This is a genomic window from Paenarthrobacter sp. C1, assembly GCF_049315185.1.
In the GTDB taxonomy this organism is placed as follows: domain Bacteria; phylum Actinomycetota; class Actinomycetes; order Actinomycetales; family Micrococcaceae; genus Arthrobacter; species Arthrobacter nicotinovorans.
This window is the reverse complement of record NZ_CP186052.1, coordinates 2,543,151-2,567,206: the sequence shown is the minus strand read 5'-3', so window position 1 is coordinate 2,567,206 and position 24,056 is coordinate 2,543,151. Positions and strand designations below refer to the sequence as shown.

Annotated in this window: 21 protein-coding genes; 14 read left to right on the top strand and 7 right to left on the bottom strand. The window is 62.6% G+C overall.

From position 1 onward, the window contains the following. The first annotated feature begins 24 nt into the window (after positions 1-24). The gene (locus ACNAOU_RS11975; protein WP_422757013.1) at positions 25-1,530 is read left to right on the top strand and encodes an FAD-dependent oxidoreductase; all 1,506 of its coding nucleotides are present in this window, start codon (positions 25-27) and stop codon (positions 1,528-1,530) included. Here the strand turns inward: ACNAOU_RS11975 and ACNAOU_RS11970 are convergent. Further along, positions 1,527-2,507 carry a hypothetical protein gene (locus ACNAOU_RS11970; protein WP_422757012.1) on the bottom strand — a complete coding sequence of 327 codons (981 nt, stop codon included), beginning with the start codon at positions 2,505-2,507 and terminating at the stop codon, positions 1,527-1,529. The two genes, ACNAOU_RS11975 and ACNAOU_RS11970, sit on opposite strands and share 4 nt — an antisense overlap. A gap of 92 nt (positions 2,508-2,599) precedes the next feature. Here ACNAOU_RS11970 and ACNAOU_RS11965 point away from each other — a divergent pair, with 92 nt between their 5' ends. The 4 genes from ACNAOU_RS11965 to ACNAOU_RS11950 all read left to right on the top strand — a co-directional run bounded on the left by ACNAOU_RS11965 (position 2,600) and on the right by ACNAOU_RS11950 (position 7,072). Further along, entirely contained in the window at positions 2,600-3,076 is a 477-nt protein-coding gene (locus ACNAOU_RS11965) for a DedA family protein (RefSeq protein WP_422757011.1), read from the top strand. Between the two features lie 31 nt (positions 3,077-3,107). Further along, positions 3,108-3,911, top strand: coding sequence for a thioesterase family protein (locus ACNAOU_RS11960; RefSeq protein WP_422757010.1), 804 nt, complete (start codon positions 3,108-3,110; stop codon positions 3,909-3,911). Then, positions 3,911-4,660: a lipoate--protein ligase family protein gene (locus tag ACNAOU_RS11955; RefSeq protein WP_422757009.1), complete on the top strand. Its 750-nt coding sequence runs from the start codon at positions 3,911-3,913 to the stop codon at positions 4,658-4,660. The genes ACNAOU_RS11960 and ACNAOU_RS11955 overlap by 1 nt, the downstream gene beginning before the upstream one ends. 84 nt (positions 4,661-4,744) lie before the next feature. Then, complete coding sequence (locus ACNAOU_RS11950) at positions 4,745-7,072, top strand: FdhF/YdeP family oxidoreductase (protein WP_422757008.1); 2,328 nt, start codon at positions 4,745-4,747, stop codon at positions 7,070-7,072. Between the two features lie 9 nt (positions 7,073-7,081). On the opposite strand, the gene ACNAOU_RS11945 is transcribed toward ACNAOU_RS11950, so the two are convergent. The 3 genes from ACNAOU_RS11945 to ACNAOU_RS11935 all read right to left on the bottom strand — a co-directional run bounded on the left by ACNAOU_RS11945 (position 7,082) and on the right by ACNAOU_RS11935 (position 9,202). Then, positions 7,082-7,720, bottom strand: a complete 639-nt coding sequence (locus ACNAOU_RS11945) for an MBL fold metallo-hydrolase (RefSeq protein WP_422757007.1) — start codon at positions 7,718-7,720, stop codon at positions 7,082-7,084. After that, on the bottom strand, positions 7,717-8,802 hold the full coding sequence (locus ACNAOU_RS11940) for an S-(hydroxymethyl)mycothiol dehydrogenase (RefSeq protein ID WP_018777779.1): 1,086 nt from the start codon (positions 8,800-8,802) through the stop codon (positions 7,717-7,719). The genes ACNAOU_RS11945 and ACNAOU_RS11940 overlap by 4 nt, the downstream gene beginning before the upstream one ends. A gap of 142 nt (positions 8,803-8,944) precedes the next feature. Then, a complete protein-coding gene (locus tag ACNAOU_RS11935; protein WP_018777778.1) occupies positions 8,945-9,202 on the bottom strand; it encodes a mycoredoxin in 258 nt (85 codons plus the stop codon). 168 nt (positions 9,203-9,370) lie between these two features. On the opposite strand from ACNAOU_RS11935, the gene ACNAOU_RS11930 reads away from it, so the two are divergent. Then, positions 9,371-10,117, top strand: a complete 747-nt coding sequence (locus ACNAOU_RS11930; RefSeq protein ID WP_018777777.1) for an SOS response-associated peptidase — start codon at positions 9,371-9,373, stop codon at positions 10,115-10,117. 3 nt (positions 10,118-10,120) lie between these two features. Here ACNAOU_RS11930 and ACNAOU_RS11925 read toward each other — a convergent pair whose 3' ends face one another. Both ACNAOU_RS11925 and ACNAOU_RS11920 read right to left on the bottom strand, forming a co-directional pair. After that, positions 10,121-10,510, bottom strand: coding sequence for a hypothetical protein (locus ACNAOU_RS11925; RefSeq protein ID WP_018777776.1), 390 nt, complete (start codon positions 10,508-10,510; stop codon positions 10,121-10,123). A gap of 59 nt (positions 10,511-10,569) precedes the next feature. After that, a complete protein-coding gene (locus ACNAOU_RS11920) occupies positions 10,570-11,106 on the bottom strand; it encodes a TetR/AcrR family transcriptional regulator (RefSeq protein ID WP_055975987.1) in 537 nt (178 codons plus the stop codon). Between the two features lie 58 nt (positions 11,107-11,164). Between ACNAOU_RS11920 and ACNAOU_RS11915 the strand changes: the two genes are divergently transcribed. From ACNAOU_RS11915 to pdxS, 7 genes are all read left to right on the top strand, one after another. Beyond that, entirely contained in the window at positions 11,165-12,220 is a 1,056-nt protein-coding gene (locus ACNAOU_RS11915; RefSeq protein WP_422757004.1) for an FAD-dependent monooxygenase, read from the top strand. A gap of 81 nt (positions 12,221-12,301) precedes the next feature. Further along, positions 12,302-12,634: a DUF6504 family protein gene (locus ACNAOU_RS11910; RefSeq protein WP_039241704.1), complete on the top strand. Its 333-nt coding sequence runs from the start codon at positions 12,302-12,304 to the stop codon at positions 12,632-12,634. A gap of 3 nt (positions 12,635-12,637) precedes the next feature. After that, a complete protein-coding gene (locus ACNAOU_RS11905) occupies positions 12,638-16,138 on the top strand; it encodes a DNA polymerase III subunit alpha (RefSeq protein WP_306877347.1) in 3,501 nt (1,166 codons plus the stop codon). Between the two features lie 128 nt (positions 16,139-16,266). Next, the gene (gene thrS / locus ACNAOU_RS11900; RefSeq protein WP_055975978.1) at positions 16,267-18,276 is read left to right on the top strand and encodes a threonine--tRNA ligase; all 2,010 of its coding nucleotides are present in this window, start codon (positions 16,267-16,269) and stop codon (positions 18,274-18,276) included. Between the two features lie 18 nt (positions 18,277-18,294). Then, positions 18,295-18,888 carry an HIT family protein gene (locus ACNAOU_RS11895; RefSeq protein WP_026267169.1) on the top strand — a complete coding sequence of 198 codons (594 nt, stop codon included), beginning with the start codon at positions 18,295-18,297 and terminating at the stop codon, positions 18,886-18,888. Then, a complete protein-coding gene (pgsA, locus tag ACNAOU_RS11890) occupies positions 18,878-19,504 on the top strand; it encodes a phosphatidylinositol phosphate synthase (protein ID WP_422757003.1) in 627 nt (208 codons plus the stop codon). The genes ACNAOU_RS11895 and pgsA overlap by 11 nt, the downstream gene beginning before the upstream one ends. Positions 19,505-19,717: 213 nt before the next feature. Further along, on the top strand, positions 19,718-20,644 hold the full coding sequence (gene pdxS / locus ACNAOU_RS11885; protein ID WP_020608520.1) for a pyridoxal 5'-phosphate synthase lyase subunit PdxS: 927 nt from the start codon (positions 19,718-19,720) through the stop codon (positions 20,642-20,644). A gap of 59 nt (positions 20,645-20,703) precedes the next feature. Here pdxS and ACNAOU_RS11880 read toward each other — a convergent pair whose 3' ends face one another. Continuing rightward, on the bottom strand, positions 20,704-22,716 hold the full coding sequence (locus ACNAOU_RS11880) for a M3 family metallopeptidase (RefSeq protein ID WP_422757002.1): 2,013 nt from the start codon (positions 22,714-22,716) through the stop codon (positions 20,704-20,706). Between the two features lie 72 nt (positions 22,717-22,788). Here ACNAOU_RS11880 and ACNAOU_RS11875 point away from each other — a divergent pair, with 72 nt between their 5' ends. Continuing rightward, positions 22,789-24,054: a CapA family protein gene (locus tag ACNAOU_RS11875; RefSeq protein ID WP_422757001.1), complete on the top strand. Its 1,266-nt coding sequence runs from the start codon at positions 22,789-22,791 to the stop codon at positions 24,052-24,054. Positions 24,055-24,056: the final 2 nt, after the last annotated feature.

Below are 24,056 nucleotides of genomic sequence, written 5' to 3'. Positions count from 1 at the left end.
CGGAATTGAGAGGCAGGTCGATCCATGAAATCGCTGTGGTTGGACAGGGAGTCCCGCTTTGCATCCGATGCCGTCCCCGAAGAAAAGCACTTTGACACGATAGTTGTGGGTGCCGGGTTGACGGGCATGGTGGCGGCTTTGTTGTTGTCCCGTTCCGGTCAGCGCGTGGTGGTCTTCGAGGCGCGCACCTTGGGGGCGGTGACCACCGGCAACACCACGGGCAAAGTGAGCCTCCTGCAAGGTGGGGCGTTGTCGGCCCTGCGCGGCCAATATCCGCTCAAAGTGGTCCGGGCCTATGTCGAAGCCAACAAGACGGGGCAGGCGTGGCTCACCCAGTACATGGAGCAGCAGGGCGTCCCCTTCCAGCGCCGGACCGCGGTCACCTTCGCCACCACCGACGACGGCGGCCAGCGGCTCCGGAAGGAAGCTGCCGTTTCGCGGGACGCGGGTTTGGATGTCCATTTCAGCCGCGATCCCGGATTGCCGTTCCCGGTTGTGGAGGCGCTGGAGCTGGAAGACCAGGCCCAGATCCACCCCATGGATGTCCTGGAGACCCTCGCCAGTGATATCCGGGAACACGGTGGCCTGATCGTCGAAGGCGTGCAGGTCCGGAATGTGGGCTCAGAACTGCCCCTTGGGGTTTCCACCAGCCGGGGCACGTTTACGGCCGACACTGTTGTGGTGGCCACGGGAACGCCCATCCTTGACCGCGGCCTGTACTTCGCCAAGCTGGAACCCAACCGTTCCTACGCGGCCGCCCTTCGCATGCCGGGCCACATACCCCAAGGGATGTACCTGTCCATCGACGCGCCCACCCGGTCCCAGCGTACCTATCCCGCTCCTGACGGCGAGTTGCTCCTGGTAGGCGGGTACGGCCACACCGCGGGCCGCGCGATGTCGCCGCAGTCGCATCTCGATGACCTGCTGGGATGGGCCAACCAGCACTACCCCGGCGCCGAGGTCACCCACAGGTGGTCGGCACAGGATTATCAGGCAACCAACCTCATGCCGTTCTTCGGCAAGCTGCCCCGTGGACGCGGAAGGATCTTTTTCGGCACCGGCTACAACAAGTGGGGGATGAGCAACGGCGTCGCCGCTGCATTGTCCATCACCTCTGACATTCTGGGCGGTCAGTCCGACTGGGCCACCACCATCCATCACCGGGTGACGTCACCCCAAGGGGCCCTTCAAGCCGTGAGGCTCAACGCCAGTACCGCGAAACGAATGATCGAAGATAAGGCGAAAGTCAGAAAGAACCCCGAAATTACAGACGAGACGCATCCACCCGAAGGGACCGGCGTCGTTGGGTTGTACAAAGGCGAACCCGCCGCGGTTTCCACCGTGGACGGCAAGGTCTGCATGGTCTCCGCCAGCTGTGCCCACTTGGGCGGCCTGCTGACCTGGAACGACGCCGAGAAATCATGGGACTGCCCGCTTCACGGTTCAAGGTTCACGCCCGAAGGGACATATCTTGAGGGGCCGGCAACCCATGACCTGGACAAGACGGTGGGCAAGAAGACGAAGGGCTAGCCAAGCCGGTCGACGCGGCGCTGGGCCTGGTCTGCGCTGCGTCGGAGTTGGGTTGCCGTCCTGACTGCGAGCTTCTTGCCGGACTCCGCGGAGTCCGCATCACGCGCAAGGCCAATGAGGTCGGCTTCCAGCGACGCCAGGCGTTTCTTCACCTCGGCAATTTCCGCCTCGACGTCCGAGCGCCGGCGAGCCAGCTCGTTGACGGCCTCCCACGCCGCGGAAGCCTTCTTCTCGGCGTCCTGTGCCTCCCTGTCGGCGGCCTGGAATTCGTCCTGGGCCTGCTTCAAGGCAGCCTGACGTTTTGCCGCGCGGCGATCGGCCAGGGAAGTTGCTTGTTCCTTGGGTGCTTGTTCCTTCGGTTCCTTTTCCTTGTTTGCCGCTTCCTTGGCAGCAGCTGCTTTCTTCCGGACTGGCTCCGCGGCCGGCCCTGCTTCGGTCCCCGCCGCGCTGCCGGAGCCAGCGATGTCCTCCGCAGAGGCCGCTGCGACGGCGTCCGTCAGGTCTACGGACTCGAAGCCACTTCCGCTCAGCCCCCGCACCAGCCTCCCCGTGCCTACGGCCCGCGCGGCTCCGGCGTCGGCCATGGCTGCCCTGAGTGTTTGTTCCACGTCCGATGCCGCGGCCGCGCTCAGTGGCGCGCCCAATTCATCGGCAAGTTCCTTTGCGGCGTGGACGGAGGACGTCAATTGCCCCTGCCGCTGCTGGCTGAGCTCGCGGAACGCCGCGGCATCCGATTCTTCCTGGGCGGCGCGCAGGGAGGCGCCGAAACGCACGACGCCGTCAATCACCTCCGGCCTGTGGGCTGCCAGCATGTTGATGGCCCAGGCGCCGGCGGCCGGCTTGGGCAGGCGGCCAATCTCTTGTGCGAGTTCCTTGTTACCGTCTTCTTTGGCCACGCGCACCAACGACGTTCGTGCGGAGGTGAAGTCGCGAGGCAGCACGGCATACAGCTCCTGGGCGGCCTCATGGAGATCCATGGATCCATCCTAGGGTTCCGTTACTGCCGTTGCCGTGAGCGAATCTTCAAAGCGCCGGGGCTTAGGGTAGCCTAAGTCGAGTGGACCAGATCATGAGTTTGCCCTTCGGCGTCGCCTTGGCAGCGCTGTTCGCCATCGTCATGATCCGTGTCAATGTCACGTACTGGATTGGTCGTGGGGCAGTTACCGGCTTTTCCCATACCCGTTTCGGCGCATCGCTGGAGCGGCCCAAAGCGGCCCGCGCCCAAGTCCTCATACAGCGATGGGGACCCTACGCCGTCGTGCTTTCTTTCCTGACCATCGGCCTGCAGACGGCCATCAACCTGGCCGCCGGAGTGGCGCGCATGCCGCTGAGGCGCTACCTGCCGGCCGCCATAGCGGGATCGATGATCTGGGCTTTCCTCTATGCGACCATTGGGCTCGCAGCGCTTGAGGCATGGCTGGCTGTCGCCGCAACATCGCCGCTTGGAGCGGCCATCGGCTTGGTTGTGGTGGCTGCCGCGGTTGTCTGGGTAGTTGTGATCCGCAGGCGTCGGGCGGCACGCAAATCACCGGATACAGTGGTCTGAGTTCTACTGCTGGATCGGCGAAAGGCTCGGATTGACTACTGCATTACCGGAACTGGCGGACGGTGATTTCTACTACGAATCATTGGGTGATGGCCGTTTCCGCTCGACGATCCACGCCCAAGGCGCCTGGAATCCGCACGAACAACACATGGCACCGGCCTCGGGCATCCTCGCCGATGCCCTGGTTCGGCATGAGCCCAGGGGCGATGTCCGTCTTGCCCGGATCAGCTATGAAATCCTGGGCCTCATCCCCGGTGGCGAGTTTCAGGTCACCACCTCGACGCTGAGGCCGGGAAAGACCATCGAACTGATTCAGGCTGAACTTTCAGCAGCCGGTCGCGTGGCCATTCGGGCTGCGGCCTGGCGGATGATCACCAGCGATACCAGCGCGGTTGCGGCGGTGGAGGACGAACCCCTGCCTGCCCCGGACGAATGCAAGCCCTGGGATGGTGCCAGCGTTTGGCCAGGCGGGTATATCCGGTCCCTGGAGATGCGTCTTGCCGAGGGGCACCGACCCGGTTCGGGAAAGGTCTGGATCCGGACGTCCCATCCGCTGACGGACCAGGCGGACAGCACGGACCTGGCCAGGCTGATGGGCCTCGTGGATACTGCCAACGGTATTGCGGCACGTGTTCCGCCTGGCGAAGACAGCTACATCTTCCCGAACGTTGACCTGCAGATCCACATGTATCGCTCGCCCTCCGGCGAATGGCTGGGCATGGACAACAAGGTCTCGTTTGGCGCCGATGGAATCGGGTTGACCTCCACGGTCCTTCATGACGTCCACGGGCCCTTCGGCAGGGCCGAGCAGATCCTGACGCTGAGGAAAAGCTGATGCAGGCAGCCGCCGAAACCCCCAAGCAACTCACGGTTTACCGGCAACAGGAATCCCTCGGAGCTGCCGGCGACCTCGATTTTGCCCTGGAACTGTTGAAGCGTGCCCGCGGTGGCCAGCTGGGCCCTTCCCTTCGCTTGTACCGTCCCGAACCCACGGTCGCGTTCGGCCAGCGGGACGCCAACCTGCCGGGATTCGCCGCTGCGGAAACAGCCTGCCGGGAGCTGGGCTTCGAGCCACTCATACGCAAGGCAGGAGGCCGTGCTGCGGCCTATCACCAAGGCAGCCTGGTGATAGACCACATCGAGCCGCATCCGGACGCCATTGTCCGTGCAAAGGCGCGCTTCTCGGAGTTCGGGGAGCTGCTGGCCAGTGCCCTTCGCAGCGTTGGCGTCCATGCCGCCGTCGGCGAGATCCCGGGGGAGTACTGCCCGGGTGAGTTCAGCGTGTACGGCGAGGACCCTGATTTTCCCGCCCACCGGATCAAGCTCATCGGCACCGCCCAGCGGGTGGTCTCCGGCGGCTGGTTGTTCAGTTCGGTGATCGTGGTGGAAAACTCCGGGCCCATCCGGGACGTGCTCACAGCCAGTTACGGCGCACTCGGCCTGGAGTGGGACCCGGCAACTGCCGGCGCTGCCAATGATCTGGTGCCGCATCTGGATGTCACCACCGTGGAGGCCGCCGTCGTCGAGGCTTACCGCGGTTATGCGGACGTGGTCGACGGCGACTTCCGCAGTCTTGCGGGTTGACCGCCTCAGCTTCGTTGAGCCTGTTGCACGCCGGGTTTAGGCTGGGGTGATCAATTACCCAATCACGCGAATCGCGGTGTAGCGATGGGCCGGAAACAGCATCCCATAGAGGATTCCGACGCGGAACTCAGCGTCGGTCCACCCAAACGGTCCGCTGGTGGTTTGCCGAGCTTGACTGAGACACTGCCGCACGCCATGTCGTCCATGGGGCCGGTGAGGGCCTGGAAGACACTCCGGGCTGTCAACCAAAAAGAAGGCTTTGACTGCATGAGCTGTGCGTGGCCCGATCCCCCCGAACGCAAACGTGCTGAATTTTGTGAGAATGGCGCCAAAGCCATCGGCTGGGAGGCGGAGCCTCTGAGGATCCCTGCCGCTTTCTGGGCGGAAAATACCTTGGCTTCGTTGGCGCACCGGCCGGAGTATTGGCTCGGCCAGCAGGGCCGTCTGGTGGAACCGGTGTACAAAGCTGCAGGCGCGGACCGGTATGTGCCCATTGGCTGGGACGAGGCGTTCGGAATCATCGCACAGGAGTTGAACGCCCTTGAGTCGCCGGACCAGGCTACGTTCTATACGAGCGGGCGGACCAGCAACGAGGCCGCCTTCCTCTACCAACTGTTCGTACGGGCTTTCGGGACGAACAACCTTCCCGACTGCTCAAATATGTGCCACGAGTCCACTGGCGTTGCCATGGGCGAGACGATCGGTGTAGGCAAATCAGCGATTACGTACAAGGATTTCGCGGCATCGGACTTGATCATCATCATGGGACAGAACCCGGGCACCTGCCATCCACGGATGCTGACCGCGTTGGAAGAGGCCAAACAGGCGGGCGCGAAGATCGTGGCCGTGAATCCCCTGCCGGAAGCGGGCCTGATCAATTTCCGGAACCCCCAGCGTCCCCGGGGCCTGGTTGGAAAGGGCACGGACCTGGCGGACCAGTTCCTGCAGATCCGCTTGGCCGGCGACATGGCGTTGTTGCAAGCAGTATCCAAGCGGGTCCTTGATGCTGAAAGCGCGGCGCCCGGGACAGTCCTGGACAGGGCCTTCATCGATACCCAATGCCAGGGTTTCGTGGGTTTTGCCGCGCACCTGGCAACACTGGGCGAAAGCGAAGTCCTTGCCGCGACAGGGCTGAGCAGTGACGAAATCGATGAACTCGCTGGAAGCTACCTCCACGCCGGAAAAGTCATCATCACCTGGGCCATGGGGCTGACCCAGCATAAGAAGGCCGTGTCCACCATCAAAGAGATCATTAACCTCCTGCTGCTGCGCGGTAACATCGGCAAGCCGGGGGCCGGTCCGTCTCCCATCAGGGGCCACAGCAATGTCCAGGGCGACCGGACCATGGGCATTTGGGAAAAGATGCCACCACGGTTCCTTGCCGCCCTGCGGGATGAGTTCGGCTTCGATCCGCCCCGGAATCCCGGCGTTGACGCAGTGGACAGCATCCGCGGTATGCGGGACGGCAGGATCAAAGTGTTGGTGGCGCTCGGTGGCAACCTCGTCCACGCGATTTCGGACACCGCGGTGGCGGAGGAAGCCGTCAGGCGGACGCGCTTGTCCGTGCAGATCTCCACCAAGCTGAACCGGTCACATGTGGTGGTTGGTGAGCAAGCGCTGATCCTGCCCGCTTTGGGACGCACGGAGATAGACCGGCAGGCTGGGGTTGCGCAGTTCGTCACTGTGGAGGACACGGTCTGCGCGGTGCACAGCTCCGCCGGTACGTTGGAGCCGATCGCTGCCGGCGTGATGTCCGAGGTCGCCATTGTTACCCGTTTGGCTGAAGCGGTCCTTGGCGGCAAGGTGCCGGTTGATTGGTCGGGTTTGCGGTCCGACTACGACGCCATCCGCGACCATATCGCGCACGTTGTGCCAGGTTTTGACGGCTTCAATGATCGTATTCGCCAGAAAGATGGCTTTGTTTTGCCGCACGGACCCAGGGACAGCCGGACGTTCCCGACCCCCTCCGGAAAGGCCATGTTCACGGTCAATGATCTGGAGACCATCGAGCTGCCGAAAGGGCGGCTGATTTTGCAGACCATCCGGTCCCATGACCAGTTCAACACCACGATGTATTCGTTGAACGACCGCTACAGGGGTATCAGGAAGGGGCGCATGGTTCTGTTCGTCAATCCCCAGGACCTTGGGGAGTTGGGTCATGAGGACGGCTCCTACGTGGACGTTCACAGCGAGGCCGACGACGGCGTGGACCGGGTTCTGCGTAAACTGCGGGTGGTTGCGTACCCGACCGCCAGGGGCTGCGCGGCTGCGTACTACCCCGAAGCGAACGTTCTCGTCCCGCTGGACTCGACAGCAGACGAAAGCAACACACCTGCTTCGAAGTCGGTGATTATTCGCCTTGAGCCGGCCGCCGCCCCGGAGTTCGAGGGGGCGGCCGGCAAGGAGGGTTGAGGCGCAGTGTCAGTGGCCGCGAGCTATCCATTCATCCAGGTGCGGTTTCTCCGCGCCGATGGTGGTGGTGTCGCCATGGCCCGTGCGGACAACGGTCTTTTCGGGCAGTGTCAGGAGTTTGGTCCTGATGGACTCGATGATGGTGGGGAAGTCGCTGTAGGAACGCCCTGTTGCGCCTGGTCCGCCCTGGAAAAGGGTGTCTCCGCTGAAGAGCGTGCCTTCGCTGGGCAGGTGGAAGGACACCGAGCCGGGTGAATGACCGGGCGTGTGGATTGCCGTGAGCTGTGTACCGGCCACAGTGAACTCCTGGCCGTCCGTGATGGCCGCGTCAGGGTTCTGCCCGGGGAACACCGTTTCCCACAGCATCCAGTCGTCCTGGTGCAGGTGGATGGGTGCTTTGACCAGTTCGCGGAATTCGCCTGCCGAGCTGATGTGGTCGTCGTGTCCGTGCGTGAGCAGGATTGCTGTGACCGTGCGGCCGTTCACGGCGTCCAAGATCGCGGCAGGGTTGTGGGCGGGGTCTATGACGATGCATTCGGAGTCGTCGCCGATGATCCAGACGTTGTTGTCCACGTCCCAGGTGCCACCGTCCAGGGAGAAAGTTCCGGACGTGACGACGTTGCTGATGCTGAGGTTATCGGTGCTCACAGTTCAACCACCGATCGCAGGACGGCGCCGTGGTGCATTTTGTCGAAGGCCTCTTCCACCTGGTCGATGGTGATGCGTTCGGTGACGAAGGCGTCCAGGTCCAGCTTGCCTTGTTTGTAGAGGTCCACCAGCATGGGGAAATCGCGGGACGGCAGGCAGTCGCCGTACCAGGAGGATTTGAGGGACCCGCCGCGGCCGAAAACGTCCAGCAAGGGCAGTTCGAGGGTCATCTCCGGCGTGGGAACGCCGACAAGGACGACGGTGCCGGCCAGGTCGCGTGCGTAGAAGGCCTGCTTGTAGGTTTCGGGACGTCCGACGGCGTCGATCACCACATCTGCGCCGAAGCCGCCGGTGAGAGCACGGATTTCCTCGACGGGGTCCCCTGCGGAGGAATCAACGGTATGCGTGGCGCCCAGGTCCTTGGCGCGTTCGAGCTTCTTGGCGTCGATGTCCACGGCGATGATGGTGGTGGCGCCGGCGAGCGCGGCGCCGGCGATGGCTGCGACACCCACGCCACCGCAACCGATGACGGCGACTGAATCGCCGCGTTTGACTCCGCCGGTGTTCAGGGCTGCGCCGAGCCCTGCCATGACACCGCAGCCGAGCAGTCCAACGGCGGCAGCGTCGGCGTCGGGGTCTACTTTGGTGCACTGGCCTGCGGCGACCAAGGTCTTTTCGATGAAGGCTCCGATGCCCAGCGCCGGGGAGAGTTCGGTGCCGTCTTCGAGGGTCATCTTCTGGGTGGCGTTGTGGGTGTTGAAGCAGTACTGGGCCTGACCGCGTTTGCATGCGCGGCAGTTGCCGCAGACGGCACGCCAGTTCAGGACAACGCGGTCGCCGGGGGCTACTTCCGTGACGTCAGGGCCGACCGCGCTGACCACGCCGGTTGCTTCGTGGCCCAGCAGGAAGGGGAAGTCGTCGCTGATGCCGCCGAGCTTGTAGTGCAGATCGGTGTGGCAGACGCCGCTGGTGAGGATGTCCACCAGGGCTTCGCCGGGGCCGGGTTCGGGCACAAGGATGGTTTCGAGGGTTGCGGGTGCGCCTTTGGAGCGGACGACGACGCCTTTGACTGCGTGGACCATTGGAGTGGTTCCCTTCGGGCTCGCGGAGGGCGGGCCCGGTTAGTGCAGCAGGGCCCGCTACGGATTCCCATTCTGTCTATCACAGGTGGCAGACAGTGTGCGGATTGTTCCGAGCGGGCCCAGCGGCCGTATGCGGATGGACCTAGGCGGCGAGGCGGCTTTCCACCTCGGACGCCGAGGGGTTGGTCGCGGCCGTGCCGTCCGGGAAGAGGACGGTGGGTACCGTGCGGTTGCCTCCGTTGAGCTGCTCGACGAGTTCGGCCGTGCCATCTACTTCTTCGATGTTGATCTCGGTGTAGCCGATGCCCTTGGCGTCCAGCTGCTTCTTCAAGCGGTTGCAGTAGCCGCACCAGGTGGTCGAGAACATGGTGATGGTGCCGGAGTCGGGAGTGAAATCCACAGAGCTCTCCTCAGTATTTGTCGTTTGCACGGAGTGGTTCGTTCGTAACAACGGTAACCCGGTGCCGAATAATTCCCGTCCGGCGACGAAGACGGGTTGCCTCACAGGCCCACGCTGGTGCGTTTTCCCGGGAAAGGGCAGACTGTTGCCATGTGTGGACGTTACGTAATGGCCCGTGCGGTGGGAGACCTGCTTGCCGATTTTGATGCCGAACTTGAGAACGAGATCGCCCTGGAGAAGTCCTGGAATGTTGCCCCGACGGACGCGGTTCCGATCGTTTTGGAGCGGTTGGTCGATGACAACGTCAAGAGGCAGCTCCATGTAGCCAAGTGGGGGCTGGTGCCTTCCTGGGCAAAGGATCCCAAGGGCGGGGCGCGGCTCATCAATGCCCGCAGTGAGACCCTTCTGGAAAAGCCTTCCTTCAAGAAGGCTGCTGTGGCCCGCCGGTGTGCGGTGCCGGCTGACGGCTACTACGAGTGGAAGAAGGGCGAGGGAAAGAACAAGCAGCCCTATTATGTTCATCCGGGCGACGCGCACGGTCTGGTGTTTGCCGGTTTGTATGAGTGGTGGCGGGACCAGGCGGCACCGGCGGACGATCCGGGCCGCTGGCTGCTGTCGATGTCCATCCTCACCGCAGACACTCCGACGGCGGACTCGGCCCGAACACGGCGCAGCGCCTCCGTGTTCGACGAACTCACTGCGCTCCATGACCGTGTTCCGTTGCCGATGAGCACAGAGACAATGGAGGCATGGCTGGATCCGCGGGAGAAGGACGCCGCAGGGCTGGTGGACATGGTCCGTTCGAGGGCGCACGATGCTGCTGCTGACTGGACGCTGGACCCGGTGGGGACCGCCGTCGGAAATGTCCGCAACAACTCACCGGAACTTATCGAACCGGTGGAAGGACTCTTCTGAGAGTCAGAGTGCTTCGTTCACCGGTACGCCGGACTGGAATTCCCGGCCGTCAGCTTCGCTGAAGGCGGTCATGACGTGGCCTTTGCTGAGTCCGTGGATGGCGGACATGGGGAAGTTCCCGGTGATGACGTTGCCGGAATGCTCCACGCCTTTGATGTCGTAGTTTTCCTCCGCGCTGAGCGAGTGGTTGAAGGAATAGAACGAAATCGCTTCGCCGTTCATGAACTCGATGCCGAGCCGGCGCTGTGAGGAGTAGTCTTCGCTGGCAGCAACAAGGCCCACGACGTAAGCGCCGGAGCCTGGTATGTTGCCGTCAATTTCGAATCGGGCCACGAGGTGGTCGTCCGCGGCGGAGATGTTGACCTGCTTCAGGAGTGCGTCATTGGTGCTCATGCCACAATCCTGCTCTGCGGACCGGCTGCCGTCCACCCCTCCGGGTCATCCAGGGCCGCTCACCCTTCCAGGAGCAGTTGGATGTTCTTGGCGACAGCTGCCTTGTCGACGCCTTTGCCCTTGCGTGCGGTGAGCAGGTGCAAGGCCAGGCCGTCGCTGTAATCGGATACCGCTTCGGCGCGGGCCCGGGGATCGGATAATCCCAGGCGTTCGAGCAGCTGCGCCAAAGCGGAGACCAGCCGCTCATGACCGGCGGCCACTGTTTCGGGCTGGTCGAGGGCGAAGACGAATCGCGCCCTGGTGAGCGGGGCGTTCGTATCGGTGAGTCCCATGACCGCAGCGGCGAGCTGCTCCGCCAAGGCCGCCGTCGTCGTCGGAAGCTCCCTGTGGTCACCTTGCAGCAGGAGGCTGTCCAGTTCTTCAACGCGGTCGACGGCGGCACCCACCAGGGCGGCGCGGTTGCGGAAGTAGTTCGACGTGGTTCCGAGGGCGACGCCGGCCCGGGCATCGACGGCACGGTGGGTCAGTCCTTTGAGGCCCTGCTCGGCGACGACGGCGAGCGCGGCGTCGGCTAGCTGGGTTCGTCGGTCGGCCATGGCCAAAGTCTAGCTTCACTCCCTGTTGTTACTACAAATGTAGTAGTATAGTGTGGGCATGAAAAAGGTGAACATCATCGGTGGGGGCATTGCCGGCCTGGCGCTCGCAGCAAGACTGGACCCGGGCGCGTTCGATGTCACGGTGTACGAACAAAGGCCCCAGCTGCCAACCGTGGGGACAACACTGGCCATGTGGCCCGGAGCCCAGGATGCCTTGTCGAAAATCGGAATCCTCGGTCCTGTGCGGAGCCGGGGATCCGTCATCACAGCCGGAGCCCTGCGCAGCCCCCAGGGAGAAGCGGTGCTGTCCATGGAAGGGGGAGGGCTGGTGGGCATATCCCGGCCCGAGCTGCTGAGGCTGTTGAGCACGGCGGTGCCGTCATCGGTAAGCCGCGTGGTGGGCAGGGTTGACAGTGTTCCGGGTGGAGCGTGGCTGACCGTGGGTGCGGACGGGGTCAACAGTGTGGTCCGGCGAAGCCATTGGGGCCAACGGAGCGCCGCCAGGCCAACCCCGTACCTGGCCGTCAGGGGAGTGGTCCCAAGCACGCCCCAGGCCGGTGATGTCGGCGAGTACTGGGGCAGGGGAGAGATCTTCGGCCTGGCACCAGCGGTAGGCGGAACCAACTGGTATGCCTCCTACCGGTCGGATCTTGGACCGGACAAGGTGGATGTCCTCGAAGCCCTGGACGTTACCCGGCGCCGCTATGCCGGATACTCGGAGGCCGTAAAGGCTGTTCTTGCCCAGGCGTCACCGGAAACCTCCCTGGCCCAACGCATCTGGACAACCCCGCCATTGGCCCGCTACTCCCGGGGCAACGTGGTGTTGGTGGGGGATGCTGCCCACGCCATGACACCAAACCTGGGCAGGGGCGCCTGCGAAGCGCTCATCGATGCCGTGACGTTAGGGGACCTGCTCAACGAACAACCCCTGGATTCCGCGCTCGCCGCCTATGGCAGAAAGCGCGTCCTCCGCACCCAGCAGCTAAGGCTCGCCTCGGCCCTTATGGGAAGAGTCGCGCTGGCGCAAGGAATGCAACCGTGGCGTGATGGCTTGCTGAGGCGGGTTGGAAAGCGTGTCTCCAAGGCTTCTGCACAGGCGGGAACTTCGAAGTAGGTTTTGCCCGTACGTCGGCGTAAACTGGAATTGTTCGAACATACTTTCGAATCAAACCGGACCGGCGTAACGAGGTGTGAAATGGGGCTGTTCAGCGAGTCCGTCGGAGTGATCTGCACGGAAACAGGCCAGCCACAGGAAGTTCAATGGAAAGGGGCGCATTACACCGTCACCAACGAGCCCGTCCGTTGGTTCGAACGCCGCCAATGGTGGGTCGAAGAAAACCGTGCACCCATCGGCGGCGGCGCAGGCCTGGTCGACCACGAGATCTGGCGGGTCCAGCTTCAACCACAACAGAGCGGCCAAGCCATCACACTGGACCTGGTTCGGCACCTCGGCAGCGGCCGGTGGAGACTGCTCCGCATCCACGACGCCGCCCCGGCCCGATCCGTCGAACCAGACGAAGCAGCGTGAACCTTGAGCTTTACCCACCTGCACGTCTCAACCGCCTTCAGCGCGCACTACGGCGTCTCCTGGCCCGACGAACTAGCCCAAACAGCCGCAGCCGACGGAGCAACGGCGCTCGCCTGCACAGACAGGGACGGCCTCTATGGCACCGTCAAACACCTCAAAGCCTGCATGGACGCAGGCATCGACCCCATCGTCGGCGTTGACCTGGCAGTCTTCGACGACGACGGCGACCACCGCACCCAGGTCGCGGGCCGCGTCGTCGTACTGGCCCACGGCCATAACAACGGTGCCGGATACCGGGCACTGTGCCGCTTGGTATCGGATGCCCACGCACGCACCTCGGGAAAAGCCGGAGGAGCAGTCCCCGTAGCAGTAACCAGGGGAGAACTTGCCTCCAGGACCCTGGACCCCACAACCCTCAAACCCGTCCTCACGGTCATGATCGGACCGGACTCCGATGTCGGAAGAGCCATGGGCGGACGAAAATACCTGAGGCCCAGAACCCTCTTCAAACAATGGATCGACGCCATGCCACCAGGCACCATCGTCGCTGAAACCGTGTCCCACCTCAGCGCACCGGGCGAACCCCTCAGCACAGCCCATGCCGTCCGCATGCTCAAACTCGCCCTCGAATACAACGTCCCGGCCATCCTCAGCAACGCCGTGCGCTATTGCGCCCAGGACGGCGCGGCAACCGCCGACGTCCTCGACTCAGCACGCACCCTGAAATCCCTCCCCGAGCTCTCCACCGCGCCCATGCTCCAACCCACCGGGCAGGGATGGCTGAAAAACCGCCACCACATGCTCCAGCTCGGCAAAGAAATCATGAACGCAGCAGGCCTTGGGCAAGCAGACTTGAACAAACTGCTCACCAACACTGAAGCGCTCGCCGACAAATGCCGGATTGACCCCGTTCCGGACATGGGATGGAAACAACCCGTCGTGCCCGAGGCCTCCATCATTGGCATCGACAACCACCCCATGGTGGAACTGACCCAACGCTGCGAAGCAGGAATCACCAGACGTTTCCCCGGCCTCAGCACGGAAGCGGAGAACCGGGTGCGCTCGCGGTTGGAGCACGAACTCGGGATCATTGGCAGGCTCGGCTTCGGGTCCTACTTCCTTACCGTGGCAGAGGTTTCCAAGATGATCCTGGACATGGGCGTCAGGGTTGCCGCACGTGGCTCAGGGGCCTCCAGCCTGGTCAATTACCTGATCGACATCAGCCAGGTTGATCCCATCCGCCACGACCTCATTTTTGAACGGTTTCTGTCCGGACGCCGGTCAACACTTCCTGACATTGACATCGACGTCGAGAGCGCGGAACGCCACAACGTGTACCGGAAGATTTTTGATCGGTTCGGGTCTGAACGGGTGACCCTCATGAGCATGCAGAACGGGTACAGGGCGCGTGGTGCTGTCAGGGATGCCGGTATGGCGCTGGGGATGGATGAAGGCGAAGTCAGCGATATCGCCAAGCAGCTCTGGAGATTCTCCGCAAGGAAATTCCGCGAAGCGCTGGTGGAAAAGCCTGAGCTTCGTGACTTTGCTGGCCGGGTGGAACGCGGAGGAATGGAGGAGAACCAGCAACTCGACCTCCTGGTGGACCTGACCGAAAGGCTGGACCGGCTGCCCCGGCACATTTCCATGCACCCTTGTGGCGTCATCCTGGGAGATGCCACCCTCCTTGACCGGACCCCTGTCCAGCCCAGCGGCCTTGGTTTGCCCATGAGCCAGTTCGACAAACACGACATGGATCCCATGGGCATGCTCAAACTGGATGTCCTGGGGGTACGGATGCAAAGCGCAATGGCCTTCGCCGTAAGGGAGGTAATCCGGCTGCATCCTTCCAAAGCCGAAGTGGTTGCTGCAGGAAGGCACCCGGCAGGACCGGAAGGCTCAGGGCCGGACTTCATTGACGAGGACGGGAGGATTGAGCTCAACGCCGTTCCTTTCGACGACGAGCCAACGTTTGAACTGATCCGCAGCACCCACACATTGGGGTGTTTCCAGATCGAGTCGCCGGGTCAACGGGAACTCATCGGGAAGATGGCCCCGCGTGAATTCAACGACCTCATCATTGATATTTCTTTGTTCCGGCCCGGGCCCATGAAGTCGGATATGGTGCGTCCCTTCCTGGAGCACAGGCACGGTTTTGCACCTGAGGTGTACCCGCATCAGGACCTCAAACCAGTTTTGGAGGAAACCCATGGTGTGACGGTGTTCCATGAGCAGATCCTGAAGACCTTCGATGTCATGACCGGGTGCGGACTGGCAAGGGCTGATGAATTCCGGCGGGCACTCGGTGATGAAGTCCGTGAACCCGAGGTGGAGAAGTACTTCCGTAGGGAAGCGATCAGGAACTACACCCCTGAAGTGGTGGACAAGGTCTGGGGCACGCTCAAGGCCTTTGGCAGCTTTGGGTTCTGCAAGGCACACGGGGCTGCCTTTGCTGTTCCTACCTACCAGTCGGCCTGGCTGAAAGCCCATCACCCCGAAGCCTTCCTGGCGGGCCTGTGGGAGCATGATCCCGGGATGTACCCCAAGCGGCTATTGGTGGCTGAAGCCCGCAGGCTCGGTATTCCCATCCTGCCGCTGGACATCAACCGGAGCCAGGCTGAGTACAGGGTTGAGAAAATCGTGGAAGGCCCGGACCATGGCAAACTCGGCATCCGGTTGAGCCTGTCGGGTATTTACGGGCTCTCAAAGGCTGAGCTGAAGAGGATCGTTGCCGGGCAGCCCTTCGATTCTTTGGCCGATCTGAGGACCCGGGCCAGGGTGAGCAAGCCAAACATCAAAAGACTGGCCCAACTCGGCGCCTTTGATGCCCTGCACAAAGACTCCGGTGGAAAGGCGAACCGTGCTGACCTTGTTCAGCATCTCCAAGCCATGCAGAACAATCCCTCAAAAAAACCGAACGGTGTCATCGAAGGGCAGTTGTCGTTTGCACTGGGAGATGTCGAGCTGAAGAACCTCGCCCCGGAACTTCCTCCCACCACAATGATTGAAAATGTCAGGGCAGAGCTTGACCTCATGGCCGTGGATGTCAGCGAACACTTGATGGAAAGCCACCGGCCCCTCCTGGCGAAATTGGGAGTGACGACGGCCGACCAACTCCTTGGCTTGCGCAACGGAACGGAGGTCCTGGTGGCCGGGGTGCGCGTTGCCACCCAAACCCCTCCCATGCGCGGTGGGCGGCGGGTGGTCTTCATCAGTATCGATGACGGCACTGGATGTGTGGATTCGGTTTTCTTTCACGAAGCCCAGGAAGAATCGGGACCGTTGCTGTTCGGCACACGCTTGCTGCTGATCCGGGGAACCACCAGGAGGACAGGTCCCAGGGGAATCAGCCTGAGCGCGAGCAAGGCCTGGGACCTTGGCCGGCCCGAATCGCTTCCTTATCCGGAACTCATCCGCGGCGGTGAAGTGCCGACAGACGAATACACGATTCCCGGCCCCCTCCACGGCATTTCACGGAACCTTGCCATTACCGGGCTGGGAAGCTGAACACCCTGAATCCCGGCCCGGCGTGCTGCTTTGGCCGCCCTCGCCGGAGCGGATACGATTGACGGTGGCTGGCTGTGGTCCCCGTACGCCACAAGCTATGAAGCCTTAACTATGAATAGGAGACACCCGTGTCAGATGCCCAACAGATCACCCTCATCGTCGATGGCGAAGAGACAAAGGTGACGGAAGGGACTACCGGCGCGGAACTCTTCTTCGAGCGCCGCGACGTCGTTGTAGCCCGTGTCAACGGCGAACTCAAGGACCTCGACCAGGTCCTCCCCCCCGACGCCGACGTCGAAGGTGTCACCATCGAATCTCCCGATGGCCTCAACGTCCTCCGTCACTCCACCGCGCACGTCATGGCCCAGGCCGTGCAGCAACTGCGCCCTGATGCCAAGCTTGGCATCGGCCCGTACATCACTGACGGCTTCTATTTCGATTTCGATGTCTCCGAGCCCTTCACTCCGGAAGACCTGCGCCAGCTGGAAAAGATGATGCAGAAGATCATCAACCAGAACCAGAAGTTCGTCCGCCGCGTGGTCACCGAAGACGAAGCGCGCGAAGCCATGGCCGGCGAACCCTACAAGCTGGAACTACTCGGCAAGAAGAACGACGCCTCCGACGCCGCTGAAGGCGTCAACGTCGAAGTCGGCGCCGGTGACATCACCATCTACGACAACGTGGACAGGAAGAGCGGCGAAAGCGTTTGGTGCGATCTGTGCCGCGGTCCGCACCTTCCGAACACCAAGATCATCGCCAACGCTTTTGCGCTGACGCGTTCTTCGGCCGCCTACTGGCTGGGCAACCAGAACAACCAGCAATTGCAGCGTATCTACGGAACCGCGTGGCCTACCAAGGAAGCACTGAAGGCCTACCAGGAGCGCATCGCCGAAGCTGAGCGCCGCGACCACCGCAAGCTCGGTGTCGAGTTGGATCTGTTCTCCTTCCCGGATGAACTGGGCTCAGGCCTCCCGGTGTTCCACCCCAAGGGCGGGATCATCCGCAAGGCGATGGAGGACTACTCCCGCCAACGCCACGTGGACGCCGGCTACGAATTTGTCTACACACCCCACATCACCAAGGGTCACCTGTACGAGGTCTCAGGCCACCTGGACTGGTACAAGGACGGTATGTTCCCTGCCATGCAGGTGGACGCCGAATTCAACGAGGACGGCACGGTGCGCAAGCCGGCCCAGGACTACTACCTGAAGCCGATGAACTGCCCCATGCACAACCTGATCTTCCGCTCTCGCGGCCGGTCATACCGTGAACTTCCGTTGCGCCTGTTCGAGTTCGGTTCGGTGTACCGGTACGAGAAGTCCGGCGTTGTGCATGGACTGACACGTGTTCGCGGCATGACACAGGACGATGCCCACATTTACTGCACCCGCGAGCAGATGAAGGACGAGCTCACTACCACGCTGAACTTCGTCCTCGGCCTGCTCAAGGACTACGGCCTGGACGATTTCTACCTGGAACTGTCCACCAAGAACGAAGAGAAGTTCGTTGGTGACGACGCCGCCTGGGAAGAAGCCACCCGTACTCTTTCCGAGGTTGCAGCCGCTTCCGGGCTGGAACTCGTGCCGGATCCGGGTGGAGCCGCGTTCTACGGCCCGAAGATTTCGGTTCAGGCGAAGGACGCGCTGGGCCGGACCTGGCAAATGTCCACCATCCAGCTGGACTTCAATCTTCCCGAACGCTTCGAACTGGAATACCAGGCGGCCGACGGAACGCGCCAGCGTCCCGTCATGATCCACCGGGCGCTCTTCGGTTCTGTTGAACGCTTCATGGGTGTGCTCACCGAACACTATGCCGGGGCCTTCCCGGCCTGGCTTGCTCCGGTCCAGGTAGTTGGCATTCCCGTGGCCGAGGCATTCAACGACTACATGTTTGACGTCGTCGGGCAGTTGAAGGCTGCAGGCATCCGTGCCGAGGTGGACATTTCCTCGGATCGCTTCCCGAAGAAGATCCGTACAGCCAGCAAGGACAAGATTCCCTTTGTATTGATTGCCGGCGGTGAGGATGCCGAAGCGGGCGCCGTGTCATTCCGGTTCAGGGACGGCAGCCAGGATAACGGTGTTCCCGTGGAAGAAGCGGTCCGCAGGATAGTCGACGCCGTAAAGAACCGCGAGAGCTGACGGAACGGAAAAGTGACGGTGCAGGAGAACACAGGCGCGGCAGCTGACCTTCCGGGCGACGCAGACGTAACCGATGATTTCGGACTCGCAGGCGTTCCGGATGCGTTTCAGCGCCTGTGGACTCCCCACCGCATGGCCTACATCAAGGGCGGGCAGGATCAATTCAAGAACAAGGATGACTGCCCGTTCTGTGTAGGGCCGACCCGCTCTGACGAGGAATCGCTCATCGTCCACCGGGGAAAGACCTGCTACGTGGTGCTCAACCTGTTCCCGTACAACCCGGGCCACCTGCTGATTTGCCCCTACCGCCACGTCCCCGACTACACGGATATTACGGTGGAAGAGACAGCGGAGTTCGCTGATCTTACCCAGACCGCCATGCGTGTGCTCCGGAAGGTTTCGAATCCCAGCGGTTTCAACCTGGGCATGAACCAAGGTGTTACCGGCGGCGCGGGCATCGCTGCCCATCTTCACCAGCACGTAGTTCCGCGCTGGGGCGGGGACGGCAATTTCTTCCCCATCATCGCCCAGACCAAAGCCATCACGCAGACCTTGGACGAGGTCCGGAAACTAGTGGCCGAAGCCTGGCCGGGGGAGTCGAATGCTCAATAGGCATGCGCGCGGCTTCTTCACTTCACTCTTTACCCCTTTGGCGCGCTGGCTCCTGAGGATCGGCGTGTCACCTGACGCGGTCACTATTGCGGGCACCGCCGGCGTCATCCTGGGCGGACTCATCCTCTACCCCTTGGGCCACTTGTGGTGGGGTTCTGTGGTGGTTGCGTTCTTCGCTTTCTCGGACGTCGTGGACGGCATCATGGCCCGGCTGCAAGGCAGAAGCGGCGGTTGGGGAAACTTTCTTGATTCCACGTTGGACCGCCTGGCCGACGGCGCCATTTTCGCGGGCCTCACTATCTGGTTCTTCACCGGAGGCAAGGACGCCGCAATCGGGACGGCCGCCGTCGTCTGCCTTGTCCTCGGCATGGTTGTCTCTTACGCGAGGGCCAAAGCCGAATCACTTGGCTACCACGCCAGCGTTGGGATTGCAGAACGGGCCGAACGACTCGCATCGGTCCTGTTGATTGCCGGGCTCACGGGCCTGGGACTTCCACCCGTGGTGCTGTTTGCAACCCTGGTCCTGCTGGCACTGGCCAGCGTTGTCACGGTAGTCCAAAGAATGGCTACGGTCCGCAAGCAGGCCATGGCAGAGGCCGAGGGAACTGGCATCTGACCAGAGTCGGCTCCCGCCGATTGTGCAGGTGTCCTACCACACCCCTGTTTGTTGCCCTGCAAGGCGGTAATGAATGTACTGCCGCCATGCAACGTGCGACTACTATTACTAGTACTTGGTCACCTTGACCTGAAACCCGGTGTGCGCTGAACGCGGTCGTGTGCTGCGCGTGCCTCCGGCAAGAAGGTCGTTTATCTACCCATAGGGGTTTTTGTGTCTACACCAGATGTAAGCAACGAAGCCGGTTCGTCCGCGAACAGCGTCACGGGCAGCAGCCGCGTTAAGCGGGGCATGGCTGAGATGCTCAAGGGCGGCGTCATCATGGACGTCGTTAACGTCGAGCAGGCCCGCATCGCCGAGGATGCCGGTGCCGTGGCTGTCATGGCGCTTGAGCGTGTCCCGGCTGATATCCGCGCCCAGGGTGGCGTGTCCCGCATGTCCGATCCGGACATGATCGATCAGATCATCGCTGCCGTGTCCATCCCGGTGATGGCCAAGGCCCGTATCGGCCACTTCGTCGAAGCCCAGGTCCTGCAGTCCCTCGGTGTTGACTACATCGATGAGTCCGAGGTCCTGACCCCGGCGGACTACATCAACCACATCGACAAGTGGAACTTCACTGTTCCGTTCGTGTGTGGTGCCACCAACCTGGGTGAGGCTTTGCGCCGTATCAACGAGGGCGCGGCGATGATCCGGTCCAAGGGCGAAGCCGGTACCGGGGATGTTTCCAACGCTACCGGTCACATGCGCAAGATCCGTTCGGAGATCGCCAAGCTCGCCGCCCTGCCCGAGGACGAGCTGTATGTTGCGGCCAAGGAGCTCCAGGCCCCGTATGAGCTGGTCAAGGAGATCGCTGCCACGGGCAAGCTTCCGGTGGTGTTGTTCACTGCCGGTGGCATCGCGACCCCGGCTGATGCTGCGATGATGATGCAGCTCGGCGCCGATGGCGTGTTCGTCGGTTCCGGTATCTTCAAGTCCGGCAACCCGGCAGAGCGTGCCGCCGCCGTCGTCAAGGCCACCACGTTCTACGATGACCCCGATGTTATCGCCAAGGTCTCCCGCGGCCTGGGCGAAGCGATGGTCGGCATCAACGTCGACGAAATCCCGCAGCCCCACCGCCTCGCAGAACGCGGCTGGTAACAGCTAACCGTACGGCGGCGGCCGGCCACCCCCTCAAGGGTGGTCGGCCGCCGTCGTTCCTAGTCGAGGCCGCGGCGCTTCAGGAGTGGTGCCAGTTCGGCGTCGCGTCCGCGGAACAAGCGGAATGACTCCAGAGGGTCACGGCTGTTGCCCCGGGAGAGCAGTTCGGACCTGAACCGGTCACCGTTGGCGCGGGTCAACCCGCCGTTTTCCTTGAACCATTCCACCGTGTCCGCATCGAGGACCTCACTCCAGATGTACGAGTAGTACCCGGCTGCGTAGCCCGCTCCGGCGAAGATGTGCTGGAAATAGCCGCTGCGGTAACGCGGCGGGATCAAAGGGTGGGCAATGGATGCCTCGGCAAGTGCCTTGGCTTCGAACGCCAGGACATCCCCGGGTACGTCGGCTTGGGAAAGCACATGCCAGAAAAGGTCTAGCAAGGCGGCGCCCAGGTATTCTGTCGTCGCGAAGCCTTCGCCCCACAACAATGAGTCGTTGAGCTTATCCACGATGACTTGGGGGAGCGCTTCCCCGCTGCTGTGGTGCCGGGCGTAGTTGGCCAGGACCTCGGGCCACATGATCCACATTTCGTTGACCTGCGACGGGTATTCCACAAAGTCCCGGGGCACGGATGTCCCGGAGAAGCGCGGGTACGTAACACTGGAGAACAGACCGTGTAGCGCATGGCCGAATTCGTGGAACACTGTCCTGACCTCATCCAGGGACAACAGCGTGGGCTCGCCTGGAGCGGGCTTGGTGATGTTGAGGTTGTTGATCACCACGGGGCGCGTACCCAAGAGGCAGGATTGTTCAACGAGGGAGTTCATCCACGCCCCGCCACGTTTGCTCTCCCTGGTGTAGTAGTCGCCAAGGAAGAGGCCGAGGCCAGTCCCGTCTTCGTCGCGGACTTCCCACACGCGCACGTCGGGATGGTATCCCTCGAGGTCTTCGCGTTCATGGAACGTAATGCCATACAACTGGGTCGCAGCGTGGAAGACGCCGTCGTTCAGCACGCTTTCCAGGGCGAAGTAGGGGCGGATCGCCTGCTCGTCCACCTGGAATTTTTCCTTCCGGACCCGGGCTGAGTAGTAGGCCCAGTCCCACGGCTCGAGGTGATGTCCCGCGGTTCCGGCCAGGGCGTCGGCCTCGGCTTGTGCGTTGCGGACGGCTGCGGGTGCCAACCGGCGCAGCATGGCCTGGACATCGCTGAAGTCCGGCGCGGTCTGTTGGTCCACCACGAGTTCGGCAAAGTTGGCGAAGCCGAGCAGGGCTGCCTTTTCCGCACGCAACCGCACGGTCGCCGTCACAATTTCCCGCACGTCCAGTGGTCCGCCATCAGTGCCGCGCGACAGGGACGCTTCAAACAAACGGCGGCGGATGGTCCGGTTTTCGAGGGACGCGAGAGCGGGCTGGTTGCTGGGTTGGATCAAGGTGAGGAGGTACTTGCCGTCGTGACCGGCGGCCTTCGCAGCTTCAGCGGCTCCTGCGACGTCCTCTTCCGGCAGGCCGGCAAGGTCGGCCGGGTTGTCGAGAAGCAGGGCGGAGGCTTTCATGGCTTCCTTGGTCCGCTGGCCGAATTCAGTGCCCAGCCGGGAGAGTTCGGCGTTGACTGTACGGAGCCGGTCTTGTCCGGCGTCATCGAGCTGGATGCCGGATTGGCGGAACTCCTTGAGGTATTCCTGCACCAGCCGGACAGACTCAGCATCGAGGCCGTCGACGTCGATGGCAGAGAAGCGTTCGTAGAGGCCGCGGTTCATGTATACGGCGTCCTGGTGGGCCGAAAACCTGGGGGAAAGTTCAGTTTCAAGCGCCTTGATGTCATCGCCCGCATCCGCTGAGACAAGGGTGAAGAAGGCCGCTGCTGCCCTGTTCAGGAGAAGGCCGGAGCGCTCCATTGCCACCGCTGTGTTCAGGAAGGTGGCAGGGGCCGCATTGCCGGTGATCGCGTCTATCTCCTCCAGGTGAGCTGCCAGCCCGGCCTCCACTGCCTCGGCATAGTGGGCCGCAGAGATGTGCGCAAAGGGCGGCAGTCCGTACGGCAGGGGGCTGGGGTCAAGCAGGGGATTGGTCATGAAGTGACTCTTTCACGTAAGAATCGTGTCCTCAAGAGCGGCACGCCTGCTTCGGCACGACTTCGCCGTAGGATGAAAATCATGGGGAATCTCACATCTGCGACGAGATGGATCCGGCTTCGCCGATTGGCAGCGCCTGCCATGGTGGTCGCCCTTGCGATGACCCTTGGCGCCTGTGGCGTCGTAGCCGAGAACACAGATCCGGACCGGAGCACCGCAGCAACGTCGCCCGCGGCGGAGTCGCCGATGCCCACACGTACGCCCGCTCCGAATCCAACTCCAGGCAAGGGACCTGCCTGCCCTGAACTCCGCTGTACCTCCATCACCGTGACGGGCGACATGCTGGTCCACACCCAGTTATGGCAGCAGGCAAGGGCAGACGCCTCCGCCGCTGGCTTGCCCGGCTACACCTTCGTCCCGCTCCTCGAAGGACAGCGGCGCTACGTCAACAGCAGCGACCTCGCCATCTGCCACCAGGAGACCCCGGTGGCAACGCCCGAAGGGCCTTTCTCGGCCTACCCGTCGTTCAATGTACCGCCGCAGATTGTCACCGCTTCGAAGGACATTGGCTACCAGGCCTGCACCACCGCGAGCAACCACACCATTGACCGCGGCACTGAGGGTCTGCTCAGGACCCTTGATGCCCTCGATGCCGCAGGGCTGAAGCACACCGGCTCCTACCGGACGGAGGCTGCCTCCAAGGAAATCCTGATGCTTCAGACCGACGCGGCCAAGGTCGCGGTCATCATCGGAACCTATGGCCACAACGGACAGATTCCGGAATACCCCTGGCTTGTGGACGAACTCGACCCTGCAACCATGATTGCCAAGGCGACCCAAGCCAGGGCCCTCGGTGCTGACATTGTCCTGGGAGTCATGCACGCGGGTGACGAATACGCGAGCGAACCCAATGCCCAACAGCAGGATGTGGCGCATGCACTCGTGGACAGCGGGCAGTTCACCATGATCTACGGGCATCACACCCACTCCGTGCTGCCCATCGAGAACTACAAAGGCACCTGGATCGTGTACGGGCTAGGCAACGGCATCACGGAATTGTCACCGTGGTACGTGGTCAACAACGAAGGGCTGCTGGTCAGGGCACAGTTCAGCCAAAACGCTGCAGGCACCTGGACTGCCTCCGACCTCGCGTGGGCGCCCTCGGTGATTGTCCGGGACCCCTACCGTTGGTGTTCAGTGGCCAGCGATGCCCCGCAGGGCGTGTGTGCCACACCCGCGGCCGACGCCGAAACCCGCCAGAGGACCCAAACCGTTGTCGAATCCATGGGCGCAGCCAGTGCAGGTGCACATGAACTGCTGATCACCAAGGAGAAATAGCC

Excerpts from the sequence above, each read along its gene's own strand:
- ACNAOU_RS11925 (WP_018777776.1), bottom strand. The coding sequence starts at position 10,510 with ATGAGCACCAATGACGCACTCCTGAAGCAGGTCAACATCTCCGCCGCG.
- ACNAOU_RS11970 (WP_422757012.1), bottom strand. The coding sequence starts at position 2,507 with ATGGATCTCCATGAGGCCGCCCAGGAGCTGTATGCCGTGCTGCCTCGC.
- ACNAOU_RS11875 (WP_422757001.1), top strand. The coding sequence starts at position 22,789 with ATGAAAATCATGGGGAATCTCACATCTGCGACGAGATGGATCCGGCTT.
- ACNAOU_RS11940 (WP_018777779.1), bottom strand. The coding sequence starts at position 8,802 with ATGGTCCACGCAGTCAAAGGCGTCGTCGTCCGCTCCAAAGGCGCACCC.
- ACNAOU_RS11930 (WP_018777777.1), top strand. The coding sequence starts at position 9,371 with ATGGCCCGTGCGGTGGGAGACCTGCTTGCCGATTTTGATGCCGAACTT.
- ACNAOU_RS11920 (WP_055975987.1), bottom strand. The coding sequence starts at position 11,106 with ATGGCCGACCGACGAACCCAGCTAGCCGACGCCGCGCTCGCCGTCGTC.
- ACNAOU_RS11965 (WP_422757011.1), top strand. The coding sequence starts at position 2,600 with ATGAGTTTGCCCTTCGGCGTCGCCTTGGCAGCGCTGTTCGCCATCGTC.
- ACNAOU_RS11915 (WP_422757004.1), top strand. The coding sequence starts at position 11,165 with ATGAAAAAGGTGAACATCATCGGTGGGGGCATTGCCGGCCTGGCGCTC.
- ACNAOU_RS11955 (WP_422757009.1), top strand. The coding sequence starts at position 3,911 with ATGCAGGCAGCCGCCGAAACCCCCAAGCAACTCACGGTTTACCGGCAA.
- pgsA (WP_422757003.1), top strand. The coding sequence starts at position 18,878 with ATGCTCAATAGGCATGCGCGCGGCTTCTTCACTTCACTCTTTACCCCT.
- ACNAOU_RS11950 (WP_422757008.1), top strand. The coding sequence starts at position 4,745 with ATGGGCCGGAAACAGCATCCCATAGAGGATTCCGACGCGGAACTCAGC.
- ACNAOU_RS11880 (WP_422757002.1), bottom strand. The coding sequence starts at position 22,716 with ATGACCAATCCCCTGCTTGACCCCAGCCCCCTGCCGTACGGACTGCCG.
- ACNAOU_RS11975 (WP_422757013.1), top strand. The coding sequence starts at position 25 with ATGAAATCGCTGTGGTTGGACAGGGAGTCCCGCTTTGCATCCGATGCC.
- ACNAOU_RS11910 (WP_039241704.1), top strand. The coding sequence starts at position 12,302 with ATGGGGCTGTTCAGCGAGTCCGTCGGAGTGATCTGCACGGAAACAGGC.